Origin of the sequence: Streptomyces sp. RFCAC02, assembly GCF_004193175.1 — a bacterium.
GTDB lineage: Bacteria > Actinomycetota > Actinomycetes > Streptomycetales > Streptomycetaceae > Streptomyces.
Map to the genome: position 1 here is coordinate 5,826,091 of NZ_SAUH01000001.1, position 13,285 is coordinate 5,839,375.

Consider the following 13,285-nt stretch of genomic DNA (forward strand, 5'->3'; position numbering starts at 1 on the left):
GGAATCGAGGCGACACCATGGACCCCACCGGCATCGAGCTGACCCTCGGCGGGCGTGCCGTCCGGTACTTCCCGGGCGGCGCCGCGTTCGAGCCGCCCGAGGACGTCCGGTACCTCGACCCGGTGGAGGACGGGCTCCTTGAGCGGAACCCCAGGGTCCGCCGCATCCTCTTCACGCCCTTCCCGGCGCTGCCGCCCGTCGTGCTGTACCTGCACTGGAGCGACGGCGGCGGACTGCCGGAGCTGGACGCCCGGGTCGTGGCCCGGGAGGCGGGCGACGAGGACTTCGGCGGCGCCGTGACCGGACAGACGGTCACGCGGCGCTGCCGCGCGTGCGCCGCCCGGTTCGCCGTCCTGTACTCGGTGGACTTCCCGGGCTTCCCCGACATGCCCCGCCGCCTGGCGGGGCACCGCCACATCCCGCGCTGCCCCGCCTGCGACGCACGCTGGACGGCGTACGTGCTGGAGGTGATCCGCCGCCTGCCCGACGCGTGAGCGGGGTGCGCACCTCCCGGGTGTTCACCGCGGCGATGTCATCCCGCGGGGCAGAAGACCGTCGCCGCCGCCTGGTCGACGGCAGTTCCGGGGAACTGCATGTTGTCGACGCTGAGCGTGACGGAGATGGCGAACTGGAGGCGTCCGTCCTTCGAGGAGAACGTCGTCGCGGCGAGGCCGGGGGAGCCCCCGGCCGCCGGGCGCAGTGCGGGCGTGCCTCCGCAGACACCCAAGGGAGGCTGCCCGTTCTGTGGGGCCGGGGTTCCGGTGTCGGTTCCCGTGTCGTCGCTGCGGCCCAGCGACATGAGGATTTCCTGAAGTTCCGCGGGCAGGAGCGTGCCGAGGTCGAACGCGCGTTGGAAGGCGCTGACGTCGCGGGCGGTGGAGATCGCTCCCTGGACACCGTAGGTACTGGCGTTCAGCCGGTCCACATCCCGCGGCCGGCCGTTCTCGTCGGGGAAGTAGCCGTGCGCGTGGCAGCCCTTGATGCCGTGCGGTGGGCGGGTGGGCAGATAGGTGCGGGTCATGCCCAGCGGAGAGAAGATCCGCTCGGCGAGCACGTCGGGCAGCGGCTGCCGGGCGGCCCGTTCCATGATCAGACCGAGAAGGACGTAGTTGGTGGTGCTGTAGTGGAACGCGCCCACCTCCGTCTCGCGGGGCACCGTCCGTGCGGCCGCGACCAGTTCGAGCGGCGGGTGGTACGTGTCGAAGTCGAAGGGGTCGAACCAGCCGCTGGGTACGAAGTCCGGGATCCCGGACGTGTGCCGGATCAGCTTGCGCACGGTGATCTCGTCGGCGTGCTCGACCAGGTCGTCGCGGCCCGCTTCGGGCAGCACACGGGCGAGGGGGGCGTCCACGTCGAGCCTGCCCTCGTCGACCAGTTGCAGCGCGGCCGTGGCCACCATGAACTTGGTCTGCGAGGCGAGGCGGTAACGGGAATCGGAGGGGACCGTCCCGCCCCTGCCGCCCAGCAGCCGTGAGCCCGCCGACCCGTGGCCGACGCGTTTCCCGTCGACGTACACCTCGCCGATCGCGCTGACCGCGCCCGCGGTCGCGGCCACGTCCTCCATGGCCTTCTGCACATCGCCGACGACGACGTCGGAGGACGGAGCCGTATCGGTACGGGAGGTGGCGGCGGCGGGCCGGCCCGAGCCGAGTGCCCAGGCGCCGGCCGCCGCGGCGGGCACGATGCCGAACAGGCCGAGGGCTGAACGGCGGGACACTTGCCGATGCGTCAGGGGTTCACGTGTCGTCACGCGGACCATTCTCGGAAGCGGGAGGCGGGCCGCGCGTCTGCCGGAGGACACATCCTCGCCTCTGCCGGAAGTCGTACGCTCCCCGCCGCCCGGGCACTGAGGCATACCTGGTGCTTATACGGCCGGCCGTAGGCTCACGGACTCATGGGAAGACGGTTGTCCGCGGTGTTGCGCGCCTTCGCCCGGTGCCCGCTGGTGAGCGACACGGCGCCGGCGTGCGGGCTCATCGCGGCGTACCTGCTGATCCACGGGCCGACGGGCGGCCGGCCCGAGTCGTACCTGTGGTGGACGGCGACGGCTGTGATGGCGGCGGCCGTCGCGCTGCGCCGGTACCGGCCGGTCGTGATGCTGGTCGTCTGCACGCTCGCGGGTGTCGTCCATCTGGCCCTGGAGGCGCCGACCGTCGTCGACCTCGGCGTGCCGCTCCTGCTGGGTACGGTCGCCGCCCGATGCCGGCGCGGGACGTCGTTGGCGGCGCTGTGCGGTCTGCTGCTGGTCGTGGGCGGGTGGTGCGCGTCCTACGCCGCCCGGGGCCGGCCCGTGCCGGGACTGCCCGTCACGGCGGTCCACATCGACAAGGGACCGGGGCCGCCGTACGCGCCCGCCGACCTGACGCGAGTCGACGAAGGCCAGGCGGTGGGTCCGTGGACCGCGCTGGTGGTGGTCGTCCTCGCCCTGCTCGCCGCGTGGGCGGCCGGTACCGCCGTGCGCGACCGGCTCGCGTATCTGGGCCAGCTCCGCGCGCGGATGGAGGACCTGGAGCACGAGCGCGACCGGCAGGCCGCGCTGGCCGCCATGACCGAACGGGCGCGGATCAGCCGGGAGATGCACGATGTCGTCGCGCACGGCCTGTCCGTCATCGTGCTCCAGGCCCAGGTCGCCGCGGTCTCACTGGACGATCCGCCGCAGGAGGCGCGGGCGGCGCTGGACACCATCGTGACCATCGGCCGTGAGTCCCTGACGGACATGCGCGAGGTGCTGACCGCGGTCGGAGACGCGGAGGACGCGTGGTTCACCCCGCCCCGGCTCGACCAGCTCCCCGCACTGCTCTCCCGGGTGCACCGCGCCGGCACGCGGGCGCGCCTGCGCGTCGAGGGCACCCCCACCGTGCTTCCGTCGTCCGTCGACCTGGCGGCGTACCGCATCGTCCAGGAGGCCCTGACGAACACCATCAAGCACGCCGGGCCGGGGGCGACGGCGGAGGTCCTGGTGGATCACGGCGCGACGGAGGTCCGCATCGAGGTCCGCGACGACGGTGGCGGCGTCACGCGGACCTCTCCCGATGACCGCAAGCGGCACAGCGGGCTGGGTCTGCGCGGCATGCGCGAGCGGGTCGCACTGCTCGGCGGGCACTTCACCGCGGGGCAGGGCGCCGACGGCGGTTTCACCGTCCGGGCCGTCCTGCCTTTGCGTCACCCCGGCCGGACGCCCCCGGAGCGCGTGGCGGCCGGCCGCACCGCAGTATCAGTCGAAGGGCAGACCCTGTGATCCGCATCCTCCTCGCCGACGACGAGGCCCTGATCCGCGCCGGATTCCGGGTGCTCCTGGAACAGGCGGCCGACCTGCGGGTCGTCGGGGAAGCGGCCGACGGCGCGGAAGCGGTCGCCATGACCGCCGCCCTGCGGCCGGACATCGTCCTGATGGACATCCGCATGCCCGGCGTCGACGGCGTGGAGGCCACGCGCCGCATCCGCGCCGATCCCGCCACCGCCGAGACGCGGGTGCTGGTCCTGACCACCTTCGACCTGGACGCCTACGTGTATGCCGCGCTCCAGGCCGGGGCGAGCGGCTTCCTCCTCAAGGACACCCTGGCTCCCGACCTGCTCGCCGCGGTCCGCGTCATCGACCGCGGCGACGCGGTCACGGCGCCGAGCGTCACCCGCCGCCTCCTCGAACGGTACGTCGAGACCGCTCCCTCGCCGGCGCTCCTCGACAGCGGTACGGGGCACCTCACCGAGCGCGAGCGCGAGGTGCTCGTCCTCATGGCCCGCGGCCTGTCCAACCTCGAGATCGCCGGACGCCTCCACCTGACGGAGGGCACCGTGAAGACGCACGTCAGCCGTGTGCTCGGCAAACTGGGCCTCCGCGACCGCGTCCAGGCCGTCGTGCACGCCTACGAACACGGCCTGGTCCGCCCGGGTCGTTCCCCGTCGAACGAGGCCATGGGAAGCCGGCGCGGTGAGGCGGGAGGCGGTCCCGGTGCCGAACGCGGTCGTGCCGCGGCTCGTGGATGACGTTCGCCTCGAACGCGCCCTCCCGCCCCGTGTGCGGACGCCGGGACCGGGTCAGCCGGCGGCTGGAGCGGCGGCGTACTCCTCGTCCGTGACGGGGGTCAGCCAGTGCACGACGGCGTGGTCGTCGTCGCCCTCGTTGATGGCGAGGTGGACCATGAGCCGGTTCGGCGCGGCGCCGTGCCAGTGCTCCTCATCGGCTTCGAACAGGACGCGGTCGCCGGGCCGGATGACTTCCACCGGACCGCCGCGGCGCTGGCAGAGGCCGACGCCCTCGGTGACGAAGACCGTCTGGCCCAGCGGGTGGCGGTGCCAGTGGGTGCGGGCACCGGGCATGAAGTGGACCAGCGACGCGGTGACCCGCGACGGTGCCGGGGCGGCGGCGACAGGGTCGATGTAGACGTCACCGGTGAACCAGTCGGCGGGTCCCTTGGCGGTGTCGATCGAGCTGCGGGTGATCTGCACGGGCTTGCTCCTAGCGTCGAGACGGACAGGTGTGGCTCAGGGCACGAGAAGGGTCAGACGGAAAACGCCACGTCAACCAGGTAACCCGCACCTGTCCCCGGCAGCGAGACATCATCGAAGGACGTACTGCCAGTACATCCCTTTGGCCCGGTGTCGGTCACCTTCCGCGGCCGGGCCGGGGTGGGTGAGGTCAACCGTCTGCACCGCACCCTCGCCACTCTGTCCGAGTGCCGGTTGCTGGCCGCCGTCACGGGTTCCTCCAACGTGCTGGCCACCTACTGGCTCCGCGACGTCGGCTCGGTCCAGCAGCGCGAGACGGCGGCGTGCGCCCAGCTCCCGAGCCTCGAAGTGACCGACCGCGTCCTGGGTGTGCGGACCGAGAAGGGAATGGGACATCTGCTGGACCACGAGGGGCGGCGGGTGGGGATGTGCTCGATCAGGCCGTGGTGAGCCGGCCCGGCCCTGTGGTGCGCGCCCCCGATCCCGACGTCGCTCACGCGGGTGTGACGCCGCCGACCCGCCGGGTCACCTCCCGCGCGGTCCGTGCCACGTGGTCCGCGATGCGCCCGCGTTCCGCCCCGTCGGCCGCGTCGCCGGGGAACGTGACGGAGACCCCGGCGATCGGGTGGGCACGGTGGTCAAGCACGGGGGCGGCGATGGACGACAGCCCGGGCGTGACCTCCCCCTCCTCCGTCGCGTAGCCCCGGCGCCGGACCTCGGCCAGCAGTCCTCGCAGCGCCGTCAGCGAGGAAGGGCCGACGCCGTGCCGGACGATGAACGCCGACCGGTCGGGAAAGACCGCCCGCACCTGCGCGGGACGCAGCAGCGCGAGCACCGCCCGACCGCTGGCGGTCAGATGGGCCGGCAGCCGCACCCCGACCTCGCTGACCAGCGGCGCCCGGCCCGGCGCGCGTTCCTCGATGACGTAGATGACCTCGCGGCCGTGCAGTACGGCGAGGTTGGCGTTGTGCCCCGTCCGGTCGACGAGCGCGGCCAGCGGCGCCCGCGCCAGGCGCTGAAGAGGGGCCTGGCGCTGATAGCCGGAGGCCAGTTCGAAGGCGCTGACACCGAGTCCGTAGCGCTGCTCCTCCGGCAGGTGGACCACGAAGCCCTCCGCCGTCAGGGTGTCGAGCAGGTGGTACGTCGTCGAACGGGGCAGGCCGACGTCGCGGCTGATGGCAGCGGCGGGAACGGGAGCCGCCTGGCGCGCGAGGTAGCGCAGCACGGCGAGCACCTGCCCGGCGGCCGGGACGATACCCATGGGGGTGAGCGTAGACCAGCCGGGGAACCGTCCGGGGAGCCGGGCAGGCCGGAGTGTCTGGTATCCCAGACGCCGGGATGTCTGAGATACCAGACAGAAACCATGGGTCACCCCTCGCGGACGCGGTTGGCCTGCGGCTTGATAGGTACATGAACGTCGTAGTTGGTGTCGGTGCTCTTGCCGCCGACGATGTCGTGTCCGTCGCCCGCCTCGGAACCCCGGTGGTCCTGGCCCCCGAAGCAGTGAAGGAGATCGCCCGCAGCCGGGAGGTCGTTCAGACCCTCGCCGACGACGCCAAGCCTCACTACGGCGTCTCCACCGGTTTCGGTGCGCTGGCCACACGCCACATCCCCACCGAGCTGCGCGCCCAGCTCCAGCGCAGCCTGGTGCGCTCGCACGCGGCGGGCTCGGGGCCCGAGGTCGAGCGCGAGGTCGTCCGCGCGCTGATGCTGCTGCGACTGTCCACGCTCGCCACCGGCCGCACCGGCGTACGGACCGAGACCGCCGAGGCGTACGCCGCGCTGCTCAACGCCGGGATCACCCCGGTCGTGCACGAATACGGCTCGCTCGGCTGCTCCGGCGACCTCGCCCCCCTCGCGCACTGCGCGCTCGCCGTCATGGGCGAGGGCGTGGTCCGCACCGCCGACGGCGTGCGCAGGCCGGCGGACGAGGCGCTCGCCCGCGCGGGCATCACTCCGGTCGTCCTGGAGGAGAAGGAGGGCCTCGCCCTCATCAACGGCACCGACGGCATGCTCGGCATGCTGGCGCTGGCCGCCCACGACCTGCGGCGCCTCCTCCGTACGGCCGACATCGCCGCCGCGATGAGCGTCGAGGGCCAGCTCGGCACCGACGCGGTCTTCGCCGCCGACCTCCAGGCCCTGCGCCCGCACCCGGGCCAGGCCGACAGCGCCGCGAACCTGCGGACGCTGCTCACCGGCTCCGCGATCGTGGCCAGCCACACGGGTCCGGAGTGCACGTACGTGCAGGACGCCTACTCGCTCCGCTGCACGCCCCAGGTCCACGGCACCGCCCGTGACACCCTCTCCCACGCCGAGCTGGTGGCCTCCCGCGAGCTGGCCTCCGCCATCGACAACCCGGTCGTCACCGCTGACGGCCGGGTGGAGAGCAACGGCAACTTCCACGGCGCCCCGGTCGCCGCCGTGCTCGACTTTCTCGCCATCTCGGTCGCCGACGTCGCCTCGATCTCCGAGCGCCGCACGGACCGCTTCCTCGACCCGGCCCGCAACCGCGGTCTCAACGCCTTCCTCGCCGACGACCCCGGCGTGGACTCCGGCCACATGATCGCGCAGTACACCCAGGCCGCGATCGTCTCCGAGCTCAAGCGGCTCGCCGTGCCGGCCTCCACCGACTCGATCCCCTCCAGCGCCATGCAGGAGGACCACGTCTCCATGGGCTGGTCCGCCGCCCGCAAGCTGCGCCGCGCCCTCGACGGTCTCGGCCGCGTCGTCGCCGTGGAGCTGTGCACCGCCGCTCGCGCCCTCGACCTGCGCGCGCCGCTCGCGCCCTCGCCCGCCACCGCGGCGGTGCGCGACGGCCTGCGCGAGACCGTGGACGGCCCCGGCACCGACCGCTGGCTCGCCCCCGAGATCGAGGCAGCCGTCCAGTACGTCGCCTCCGGCCGCGCCCTGGCCGCCGCGGAGTCGGTCACCGGCCCGCTGCTCTGACCCCGCCGCCCCTCCCGGTCGACGGCCGGCTCCCCGCACTACCAGGAGTGATCGCATGGACGCGCACCACCCATCCAGCATCCTTGTCACGGGCATCGGCTCGCTGGTCACCAACGACCCCGCCCTCGGGAAGGGACCGCTCGGACTGCTCACCGATGCCGCGCTCCTCGTCGAGGGTTCGCGGATCGCCTGGGCCGGCCCCGCCGACCGGGCACCGGCGGCCGACGAGCGGGTGGACGCCGGCGGCCGCGCCGTCATCCCCGGCTTCGTCGACTCCCACTCCCACCTGGTCTTCGCCGGGGACCGCACGGACGAGTTCAACGCCCGGATGTCGGGACGTCCCTACACCGCCGGCGGCATCCGGACCACGATGGAGGCGACCCGGGCGGCGGACGCCGACACCTTGCACGCGACGGTGCGCCGCCATGTACGCGAGGCGCTGCGGCAGGGCACCACCACGATGGAGACCAAGTCGGGTTACGGCCTGACGGTCGCGGACGAGGAACGTGCCGTGCGCATCGCCGCGGCGCACACCGACGAGGTCACCTACCTCGGCGCCCACCTGGTGCCGCCGGAGTTCGCGGACGACCCGGCCGGTTACGTCGACCTCGTCACCGGCCCCATGCTGGACGCGTGCGCGCCGCACGCCCGCTGGGCCGACGTCTTCTGCGAGGAGGGCGCCTTCGACGGCGACCAGGCGCGGGCGGTCCTCACCGCCGCGGCGTCCCGGGGGCTGGTGCCGCGGCTCCACGCCAACCAGCTCTCCCACGGCCCGGGAGTGCAGCTCGCCGTCGAACTCGACGCGGCCTCCGCCGACCACTGCACCTACCTCACCGACGCCGACGTGGACGCCCTCGCGCAGACGAGCACCGTCGCCACCCTGCTGCCGGGATCGGACTTCTCCACCCGCTCCCCCTACCCGGACGCCCGCCGGCTCCTCGACGCGGGCGCCACGGTCGCCCTCTCCCCGAACTGCAACCCCGGCTCCTCGTACACGAGTTCCATGGCGTTCTGCATCGCCCTGGCCGTCCGGGAGATGCGGATGACGCCCGACGAGGCGCTCTGGGCGGCGACCGCCGGAGGCGCGCGCGCCCTGCGCCGCACGGATGTCGGCCGTCTCTCCCCGGGGGCGCGGGCCGACCTCGTCGTCCTGAACGCTCCCTCACACGTGCACCTCGCCTACCGCCCAGGGGTGCCGTTGGTGTCGTCGGTCCGGCGGGCCGGCTCGGCGTGCGCGGGGAACCGTTCCGGTGCATGACGAGCCGCCCTCCGGCGTCGGTGAACTCCGGCCCCGGGGCGGTTGAGATCCGCGACCGGCCACGCTACGACCCGCGCGTGGTGCGGAACTTCTCCGAGGTCGCCTCCACCACGTTCGTCCCCCCCTGCGCCCGGTGCTCGTGCCTGCCCAGGTGGTCAGGGAGGGGTCCCGGCCCGCATGGCCGCACCGGACACCCGTGCGACACACGGATTCGACTTCGGTACCGGCTGCTGAGGGTTCACCGGGGCCGCGCGTCTCCTTCCCGGGCCGGGAAGGAGACGCGTGTTCATCGGTACACAGCGGAACGACGTCGCATGGCACGCCGGCGCGGGACCCGTCAGGTCCGGGTGGTCGCCATTCGGTGGATCAGGCGGGCGCCGGCCCGGGCCGTGCGCTGGTCCACGTCGAACTCCGGGTTCAGCTCGGCGATGTCGCAGACCGCGAGCTTGCCGCTGGCCGCCACCCGGACGCAGACCCGTTCGACGACCTCCATCGGCACCCCGTAGGCGGCCGGCGCGCTGACGCCCGGCGCGACCGCGGCGGGCAGGACGTCGAGGTCGACGCTCAGGTGCACGACGTCGCAGCTCGCCAGGAAATCGTCCACGAAGGCCAGGGCGCGTTCCACGTCCGACGGGCCGCAGTCGGTGTCCGCCAGCCAGCGCACACCGAGCCGGGACGCGGTGGAGAACAGCCGCTGGGTGTTGCTCGGCTGGCTGATGCCCAGCACCCGGTAGTCGAGGCTGCGGCCCCGCCGCTCCTCGCTCCGCGCCATCTGGAGGAAGGGCGTGCCGGAGCTGGGCCGGACGTCGTCGCGCAGGTCGAAATGCGCGTCGAGGTTCAGCACCCCGAGGCGGCCGCCCCCGCGCAGCGCGCGCGTCCGCGCCAGCCCGAGGTAGCTGCCGTACGCCACCTCGTGACCGCCGCCCAGCACCATCACCGGGTGACCGCGGTCCACGAGCGCGGCGACCGCGCGCCCCAGCCGTTCCTGCCCAGCCTCCAGGACGTCGTCACCGTCCCCGGCGACCTCGACGTCCCCGGCGTCCAGCGCCCGCAGCGGTTCCGGCAGCGCCATCGACGCGAGGGCACCGCGCAGCGCCGCCGGTCCGGCCGCGGCGCCCGGCCGGCCCTTGTTGCGGCGGACCCCCTCGTCGCTGCGGAAGCCCACGAAGGCGATCTCGCCCGGCGCCGCCCGCCCGGGATCGAGGTGGACGGCATGGTGCCAGCGCAGGTTCTCGGCGCCGGGACCGTCGTCCCGACCGGCCCATACAGGGGCCGGGACGTCCGTGCGGACCTCCTGCACGGACGGGACGGAGTTCACGCGGCGCCGCCTTCGGTCATCGGGACGCGTACACCGCGCTCCCTGGCGACCGCCGCGGCGTGCTCGTACCCGGCGTCGACGTGCCGGATGACGCCCATGCCGGGGTCGTTGGTCAGGACGCGTTCCAGCTTGCGGGCGGCGAGTTCGGTGCCGTCGGCGATGCAGACCTGGCCGGCGTGGATGGAGCGGCCCATGCCCACACCGCCGCCGTGGTGGATGGAGACCCACGAGGCACCGGAGGACGTGTTGACCAGGGCGTTGAGCAGCGGCCAGTCGGCGACGGCGTCGGAACCGTCGAGCATCGCCTCGGTCTCCCGGTAGGGCGAGGCCACCGAGCCGGAGTCGAGGTGGTCGCGGCCGATGGCGACCGGGGCGGACAACTCGCCGGAGGCGACCATCTCGTTGAAGCGCAGACCGGCACGGTGACGCTCGCCGTAGCCGAGCCAGCAGATGCGGGCGGGCAGGCCCTCGAACGCCACCCGCTCACCAGCCATTTTCAGCCAGCGGTGCAGGTGCTCGTTCTCGGGGAACAGCTCCATGATGGCCTTGTCGGTGGCCTCGATGTCCTTCGGGTCCCCGGACAGGGCGGCCCACCGGAACGGGCCGAGGCCCTCCTCGAACAGCGGCCGGATGTGGGCCGGCACGAAGCCGGGGAAGTCGAACGCCCGCTCGTAGCCGGCCTTGCGGGCCTCGTCACGGATCGAGTTGCCGTAGTCGAAGACCTCGGCGCCGCCGTCGAGGAAGCCGACCATCGCCTCGACCTGCCGGGCCATGGAGGCGCGGGAACGCTCGGTGAAGCCGGCGGGGTCCGTACGGGCCTGCTCGTACCACTCCGCGAGGCTCGTCCCGACGGGCAGGTAGGACAGCGGGTCGTGCGCGCTCGTCTGGTCGGTGACGATGTCGATGGGCGCGCCCCGCTCCAGCAGCTCGGGGAAGACCTCGGCGGCGTTGCCGCACAGGCCGATGGAGAGGGGCGTGCGGGCGTCGCGCGCCTCCACGGCGAGCCGCAGGGCGTGGTCGGGGCCGTCCGCCGCGACGTCCAGGTAGCGGTGGGCGATGCGGCGCTCGATGCGGGTGGGGTCGACGTCCACGCAGATGGCCACGCCGTCGTTCATGGTGACGGCGAGCGGCTGGGCGCCGCCCATGCCGCCGAGACCGGCGGTGAGGGTGATGGTGCCGGCCAGGCTGCCGCCGAACTTCTTGCGGGCGACGGCGCCGAACGTCTCGTAGGTGCCCTGGAGGATGCCCTGACTGCCGATGTAGATCCACGAACCGGCCGTCATCTGGCCGTACATCATCAGCCCGCGGGCCTCCAGCGACCGGAACTCCTCCCAGTTCGCCCAGTCGCCGACGAGGTTGGAATTGGCCAGCAGCACGCGCGGAGCCCACTCGTTGGTCCGCATCACGCCCACCGGCTTGCCGGACTGCACCAGCAGCGTCTCGTCGTCCTTCAGCGTCTTCAGCGTACGGACGATGGCGTCGTACGACGCACGGTTGCGGGCCGCCTTGCCGGTGCCGCCGTACACGACGAGGTCCTCGGGATGCTCGGCGACCTCGGGGTCGAGGTTGTTCATGAGCATCCGCAGGGCGCCTTCCTGCTGCCACCCGAGGCAGTTCAGTTCGGTGCCGCGGGGAGCGCGGACGGTGCCGGGCGTGTCGGGGGGAACTCTGCTCATGTGCGGTCCTTACACGGGGATCGAGTGGTTGCCCTCCCATGACACGCCGATGCTGGACGCTCCTCCAGCGTCGACCGTGCTGTTTCTCGTATCCGAGACACCTCGTGCTTTCGCGGTGCGGCGATCCCACCCGAGTCCCGTTGCGCGGCCCCGGAGTGCTCACCCCGGTCCGGGCACGTGGCCCGAGACGGCCGCGGTGAGACGGGCCGCCGCGTGCCGCAGGGCTTCGCACACCTCGTCGGCGTCGTGCCGGCCGTGGTGGCGGCGCCATGTGGTGCTGATGGCGGCGATGGGCCGCTCATGGTGGTCGAACGCCGCCGCTCCCACCGAACGGAACCCCCGGGTCACCAGCTCGTCCTCCTGCGACCAGCCGCGCGCACGCTCCCCGGCCAGCTCGTCGAGGAGCCCCCTCAGCGTGCGCGGCCCCTTGCCGGTGCGGGTGGTCAGGTCGCCCGGCCGGGGGAAGAGTGCCCGCACCTGCGCCTCGGACGTGTGGGCGAGGATGGCGGGGCCGTTGGCCGTGAGGTGCGCCGGCAGACGGACACCGATGTCGGTGACCAGGGCGATGTCCACGTCGCCCTTCCGGCCGGCGGGCGGGCGTTCCTTGAGCAGGTAGACCGTCTCCGCCCCGTGCAGGATGCCCAGGTGCGTCGTCTGCCCCAGGCGGTTCGCGAGGGTGCGCAGCAGAGGTCGGGCGAGCCGCTCCAGCGGTTCGTGGCGCAGATAGGCGGAGCCCACCTCGAACGACGTGACACCCAGCCCGTACGCCTGTTCCGCGGGCACGTAGGTGACGAAGCCCCGGTCGGCCAGCACGGTGAGGATGTGGTACGCCGAGGAGCGCGGGATGCCCAGGTCACGGGCGAGCGTAGCGGCCTGCACCAGCCCCGGACGCGCGGCCATGTACACCAGCATGTCCAGCGCCCGGCCAACCGCCGGCGACGCGCTCGACGCCCTGCCGGGCGCGACTTCGTGCTCACTCACCGGTCACTCCTCGACTGCTCTGGCCCAGCGTATAGAGCCGTGCCGCCTTGCCCCTGGCCGAGCACCACTTGCCCAAGCGCACCTGGAGGCACCCGGTCGGCCGCCTGTTCGATGGAGCGCCGTGTGCGACGCGCCGTGCGACAGGTGCTTCAGACCGCCAGCGCCACGAGGAAGCGGGAAACCATGGTGTAGGCCGCGATGGCCGTTTCGTCGACTGCGCCTCAGCCGGGTCGCCGCCACCGCGAAGGCCGGGGTCAGGCGGTGGTGCGCAGGTCGAGCATGGCGGACATCGCGGCCACCACCGAGGGCGCCACGGCGTAGTAGACCCAGGTGCCGCGGCGCTCGGAGGTCAGCAGCCCGGCCTCCCGCAGCTTCTTCAGGTGGTGGGAGACGGTGGGCTGGGAGACGCCGACGTCCTGGATGTCGCACACGCACGCCTCGCCGCCCGGGTGGGAGGCGACCTTCGAGAACAGGCGCAGCCGCACCGGGTCGGACAGCGCCTTGAACATCACGGCCATCTTCTCGGCATCCTGCGCCGACAGCTCCCCGGCCGTCAGCGGCGGGCAGCACGGAGCCATCCCGGCTTCCGGTTCGAGTACCGGGAGTTCCACCCTCTTCTGCTTCGACATGCCTCTATGTTGACACCTGTCGATATCGCGT

Annotated in this window: 13 protein-coding genes; 6 read left to right on the forward strand and 7 right to left on the reverse strand. The window is 73.1% G+C overall.

The genetic code is table 11. The features are described from left to right. The first annotated feature begins 17 nt into the window (after positions 1-17). Entirely contained in the window at positions 18-494 is a 477-nt protein-coding gene (locus EMA09_RS26825) for a hypothetical protein (protein WP_129843538.1), read from the forward strand. A 38-nt stretch (positions 495-532) separates the two neighbouring features. Here the strand turns inward: EMA09_RS26825 and EMA09_RS26830 are convergent, their stop codons facing one another. Continuing rightward, positions 533-1,717 (reverse strand): serine hydrolase domain-containing protein, encoded by a 1,185-nt coding sequence (locus tag EMA09_RS26830; protein ID WP_168220817.1) that lies wholly within the window; start codon positions 1,715-1,717, stop codon positions 533-535. Positions 1,718-1,945: 228 nt separating this feature from the next. Here EMA09_RS26830 and EMA09_RS26835 point away from each other — a divergent pair, with 228 nt between their 5' ends. Together EMA09_RS26835 and EMA09_RS26840 are read left to right on the forward strand one after the other, a co-directional pair. Further along, positions 1,946-3,238, forward strand: coding sequence for a sensor histidine kinase (locus EMA09_RS26835; RefSeq protein ID WP_206306013.1), 1,293 nt, complete (start codon positions 1,946-1,948; stop codon positions 3,236-3,238). Further along, on the forward strand, positions 3,235-3,984 hold the full coding sequence (locus EMA09_RS26840) for a response regulator transcription factor (protein WP_129843541.1): 750 nt from the start codon (positions 3,235-3,237) through the stop codon (positions 3,982-3,984). The genes EMA09_RS26835 and EMA09_RS26840 overlap by 4 nt, the downstream gene beginning before the upstream one ends. 51 nt (positions 3,985-4,035) lie before the next feature. On the opposite strand, the gene EMA09_RS26845 is transcribed toward EMA09_RS26840, so the two are convergent. Then, positions 4,036-4,446 carry a cupin domain-containing protein gene (locus tag EMA09_RS26845; protein WP_129843542.1) on the reverse strand — a complete coding sequence of 137 codons (411 nt, stop codon included), beginning with the start codon at positions 4,444-4,446 and terminating at the stop codon, positions 4,036-4,038. A gap of 150 nt (positions 4,447-4,596) precedes the next feature. Between EMA09_RS26845 and EMA09_RS26850 the strand changes: the two genes are divergently transcribed. Beyond that, on the forward strand, positions 4,597-4,896 hold the full coding sequence (locus tag EMA09_RS26850; RefSeq protein WP_129843543.1) for a hypothetical protein: 300 nt from the start codon (positions 4,597-4,599) through the stop codon (positions 4,894-4,896). A gap of 43 nt (positions 4,897-4,939) precedes the next feature. On the opposite strand, the gene EMA09_RS26855 is transcribed toward EMA09_RS26850, so the two are convergent. Continuing rightward, a complete protein-coding gene (locus EMA09_RS26855) occupies positions 4,940-5,707 on the reverse strand; it encodes an IclR family transcriptional regulator (protein ID WP_129843544.1) in 768 nt (255 codons plus the stop codon). A gap of 149 nt (positions 5,708-5,856) precedes the next feature. On the opposite strand from EMA09_RS26855, the gene hutH reads away from it, so the two are divergent. Then, positions 5,857-7,392 carry a histidine ammonia-lyase gene (gene hutH, locus EMA09_RS26860; protein WP_129843545.1) on the forward strand — a complete coding sequence of 512 codons (1,536 nt, stop codon included), beginning with the start codon at positions 5,857-5,859 and terminating at the stop codon, positions 7,390-7,392. 55 nt (positions 7,393-7,447) lie between these two features. After that, positions 7,448-8,650 carry an imidazolonepropionase gene (gene hutI / locus EMA09_RS26865; protein ID WP_129843546.1) on the forward strand — a complete coding sequence of 401 codons (1,203 nt, stop codon included), beginning with the start codon at positions 7,448-7,450 and terminating at the stop codon, positions 8,648-8,650. A gap of 337 nt (positions 8,651-8,987) precedes the next feature. Here hutI and hutG read toward each other — a convergent pair whose 3' ends face one another. The 4 genes from hutG to EMA09_RS26885 all read right to left on the reverse strand — a co-directional run bounded on the left by hutG (position 8,988) and on the right by EMA09_RS26885 (position 13,254). After that, a complete protein-coding gene (hutG, locus tag EMA09_RS26870) occupies positions 8,988-9,968 on the reverse strand; it encodes a formimidoylglutamase (RefSeq protein WP_240796589.1) in 981 nt (326 codons plus the stop codon). Then, positions 9,965-11,644, reverse strand: coding sequence for a urocanate hydratase (hutU, locus tag EMA09_RS26875; protein WP_129843547.1), 1,680 nt, complete (start codon positions 11,642-11,644; stop codon positions 9,965-9,967). Before hutU ends, hutG begins: the two co-directional genes overlap by 4 nt. 159 nt (positions 11,645-11,803) lie before the next feature. Beyond that, positions 11,804-12,625: an IclR family transcriptional regulator gene (locus EMA09_RS26880; RefSeq protein WP_240796590.1), complete on the reverse strand. Its 822-nt coding sequence runs from the start codon at positions 12,623-12,625 to the stop codon at positions 11,804-11,806. Positions 12,626-12,879: 254 nt separating this feature from the next. Then, the gene (locus tag EMA09_RS26885) at positions 12,880-13,254 is read right to left on the reverse strand and encodes a metalloregulator ArsR/SmtB family transcription factor (RefSeq protein WP_129843548.1); all 375 of its coding nucleotides are present in this window, start codon (positions 13,252-13,254) and stop codon (positions 12,880-12,882) included. Positions 13,255-13,285: the final 31 nt, after the last annotated feature.

Excerpts from the sequence above, each read along its gene's own strand:
- EMA09_RS26825 (WP_129843538.1), top strand. The coding sequence starts at position 18 with ATGGACCCCACCGGCATCGAGCTGACCCTCGGCGGGCGTGCCGTCCGG.
- EMA09_RS26855 (WP_129843544.1), bottom strand. The coding sequence starts at position 5,707 with ATGGGTATCGTCCCGGCCGCCGGGCAGGTGCTCGCCGTGCTGCGCTAC.
- hutH (WP_129843545.1), top strand. The coding sequence starts at position 5,857 with ATGAACGTCGTAGTTGGTGTCGGTGCTCTTGCCGCCGACGATGTCGTG.
- hutI (WP_129843546.1), top strand. The coding sequence starts at position 7,448 with ATGGACGCGCACCACCCATCCAGCATCCTTGTCACGGGCATCGGCTCG.
- hutU (WP_129843547.1), bottom strand. The coding sequence starts at position 11,644 with ATGAGCAGAGTTCCCCCCGACACGCCCGGCACCGTCCGCGCTCCCCGC.
- EMA09_RS26885 (WP_129843548.1), bottom strand. The coding sequence starts at position 13,254 with ATGTCGAAGCAGAAGAGGGTGGAACTCCCGGTACTCGAACCGGAAGCC.